Origin of the sequence: Streptomyces viridochromogenes, from assembly GCF_001270495.1 — a bacterium.
Taxonomy (GTDB): Bacteria; Actinomycetota; Actinomycetes; order Streptomycetales; family Streptomycetaceae; genus Streptomyces; species Streptomyces viridochromogenes_A.
On sequence record NZ_LGUR01000128.1, the window covers coordinates 1 to 346 of the forward strand.

At 67.6% G+C, this 346-nt stretch carries 1 protein-coding gene; it reads right to left on the minus strand.

Annotated features, from left to right (window positions below; translation table 11 throughout):
• The coding region (locus ADK36_RS14755) for an alpha-amylase family glycosyl hydrolase (protein ID WP_048587658.1) at positions 1–346 on the minus strand (346 nt) is incomplete at both ends.

Below are 346 nucleotides of genomic sequence, written 5' to 3' on the forward strand. Positions count from 1 at the left end.
GCGGTCCGGGGTCCACTGCATGGGGGTGCGGACGGCGTCGCGGTCGCCGAGCCAGATGTTGTCGCCCATGCCGATCTCGTCGCCGTAGTAGAGGATCGGCGAGCCGGGGAGCGACAGCAGCAGGGCGGTGAACAGCTCGATCTGGTTGCGGTCGTTGTCCAGCAGGGGGGCCAGTCGGCGCCGGATGCCGATGTTGGCGCGCATCCGCGGGTCCTTGGCGTACTCCGACCACATGTAGTCGCGCTCTTCGTCGGTGACCATTTCGAGGGTCAGCTCGTCGTGGTTGCGCAGGAAGATGCCCCACTGGCAGCCGGAGGGGATGGCCGGCGTCTTGGCGAGGATTTCC